General features: G+C 36.4%; 3 protein-coding genes. All 3 read left to right on the forward strand.

Translation table 11 applies throughout. The annotated features are described in order from the left end of the window. Positions 1-312: 312 nt before the first annotated feature. The gene (gene trhO / locus AC1DRF_RS22025; RefSeq protein WP_377573656.1) at positions 313-1,281 is read left to right on the forward strand and encodes an oxygen-dependent tRNA uridine(34) hydroxylase TrhO; all 969 of its coding nucleotides are present in this window, start codon (positions 313-315) and stop codon (positions 1,279-1,281) included. Between the two features lie 207 nt (positions 1,282-1,488). After that, entirely contained in the window at positions 1,489-2,346 is an 858-nt protein-coding gene (locus AC1DRF_RS22030; protein WP_477741697.1) for an SMP-30/gluconolactonase/LRE family protein, read from the forward strand. 194 nt (positions 2,347-2,540) lie between these two features. Then, positions 2,541-2,753 (forward strand): truncated hemoglobin (locus AC1DRF_RS22035; RefSeq protein WP_477741698.1); only part of this gene is annotated, 213 nt, incomplete at its 3' end.

Genomic DNA, 2,753 nt, shown 5'->3' on the forward strand with positions numbered 1-2,753 from the left:
GATTTATATCTCATCATGTATGCGCGGGCACATTCATGTAGAACGTATCCCGTCAATAAAATTTTTATTGAAGAACAAATCCTAGAAGTAAACGCTTTGATATGTTATACTATTACAGGCTTAAATACTGTATGTTTTTGAAACAATCATTCACTGTAATACTTTTTAGATAGAAGCATCCTTATAAAAAGGATGTTGTTTTTGTCGTAATGTACCTTTAAGTAATGAATTGTTACCATCAATTCGGTTCACAATAACCGACCTACATGCATTATATCTTGCAAATATAAACAGATAGGTGGAAGAAGCAACATGACTGAAAGAAAACCATATCAAGTACTATTATATTATTTGTACACTCCAATTGAAAATCCTGAAGAGTTTACAGATCAGCACTTGGCATTTTGTAAAGAGCTTGAATTAAAAGGACGTATTTTAATTGCGGCTGAAGGGATCAATGGAACGGTATCAGGAACAGTTGAACAAACAGATAAATACATGGAAACGATGAAAAATGATCCTCGTTTTGAAGGTATTGTATTTAAAATAGACGAAGCAGATGAACATGCGTTCAAAAAAATGCACGTGCGTCACCGTAAAGAATTAGTAACTCTTCGATTAGAAGAAGATGTGAATCCTCTTCGCGTAACGGGTAATTACTTAAGCCCAAAAGAATTTCATCAAGCGATGCAAGATGAGAATACGGTCGTAATTGATGCACGAAATGATTATGAATACGATTTAGGTCATTTCCGAGGAGCTGTTCGTCCGGATATTCGAAACTTCCGTGAGCTTCCTGAATGGATTCGCGACAACAAAGATCAGTTTGAAGATAAAAAAATCTTAACTTACTGCACAGGCGGTATTCGCTGTGAAAAATTCTCTGGGTGGCTTCTTGAAGAAGGTTTTGAAGACGTAAGCCAGCTTCATGGAGGGATTGTAACATACGGAAAAGACCCTGAAGTACAAGGTGAATTATGGGACGGTCAGTGCTATGTATTTGATGAACGCATTAGCGTACCAGTTAACCAAAAAGAGCATGTGATTGTCGGAAAAGACCACTTTACCGGTGAGCCTTGTGAACGTTATGTTAACTGCGCAAACCCAGAATGCAATAAGAAAATCTTAGCTTCTGAAGAAAATGAACACAAATATTTACGCGCTTGTTCACATGAATGCCGAGTGAGCCCTCGTAACCGCTATGTAAAAGAACACAGTTTAACAGAAGAAGAGTTTGCAGCACGTGTTAAAGAGCTCGAAAAAGAACACGTAACTTTATAATAAAAAAAAGCAGCACGCTATACAAAGCGTGCTGCTTTTTTATGAAAAGATTCTCTTAGAACCTGGTGTTTAAAGAATGTCATACAACGGGTATTTATGAAAAAGGAAAGATATTCCTAGCTTTTTTTATTTGTTTAAAAGAATATTTTTTTGAGAAAGCGATTATAAAAAAATGCTTGTACATAAAAACGATAAAGGAGCTTGAAAATGGAAGCAAAAATTGAAAAAAAGTACGATGGCCGTTTGCTTGAAGGACCCCTATGGGATGAAGAAAATCAAAAATTAGTGCTAGTAGACATCTTAGATAAAAAGCTTCTTACGTACGATCCAAAAACGACAACCTTAGAAGATATTGCTCTTCCTTCAGTCGTTACAAGTGTTTCTAAAACCAATCATTCAAAATTGATTGTCTCCACCCGTAATCAGCTGCTTTTAGTTGATAAAAACAAAAAGAATCATGAAGAGTATATCTGTTTAGATACTCTTGAAAAAACCATGCGTTTTAATGACGGGAAATGTGATCCATATAATCGCTTTTGGATTGGAACGATGAGTGAAGAAGATGAAGAAGGAAAAGCCCAGCTGTACGTAGTAGATGAAAAAGGTGTCATTAAGAGCGCTAAAGAAGGATTAAGCGTGTCAAACGGGCTAGCTTGGAATCGAACAGGAGACAAATTCTTTCTGGTTGATTCACCGAAAAATAAAATTATGTCTTATTCATTTTCCAAAGAAACAACAAGGCTCGAAGATGAAAAAGTGGTGATTGACCTTTCAGATATGGACGGGTTTCCTGATGGAATGACAATTGATGAACACGACCGATTATGGGTAGCGCTTTGGGGAGGTTCGAAAGTCATTTGTGTAGATCCAGATAAAGGAGAAATTATAGAATCTATTCATCTTCCTGTTTCCAATGTAACCTGCTGTACATTTGGAGGAGACGATTTACAAACCTTATTTATCACCACAGCTAAGGAAGAAGAAAAATACGAAGAAGCTGCCGGCTCTCTTTTTTCATGCCGAGTAGGAGTAAAAGGCGTGCCGGCTTATACTTACGTGTACTAGATAAGTGCTTATCAAAATGTAATGATTCCTAAAGCCCAGTAACGAAAGATGTTACATGCAGCTTCTACAATTCCTTTACATTGTGTTCATTTCTTTACATTTTATTCTTTATGTGGAAGAGGAATAAAACATGGGGACAACGAATTTCCATAAAGAAGCCTTTTAAAGAATATGAACACTTCTATTGGGTAATAATGGGGAAAGGTACAAAAGGAGGAATTGTTTTGGAACAAACATTGTATGAAAAAGTGGGAGGACAAGAAGCTATTGAAAAAGTAGTTGATTATTTTTATTCTGAGCTCGTGTTAAAAGATGAAACGGTCAGTCACTTTTTCGAGCATACGGATATGGATAAACAGCGTCGACATCAAGCCAAATTTATAAGCTTTGCCTTAGGTGGACCGAAT

Source organism: Priestia sp. P5_B4, assembly GCF_056400385.1.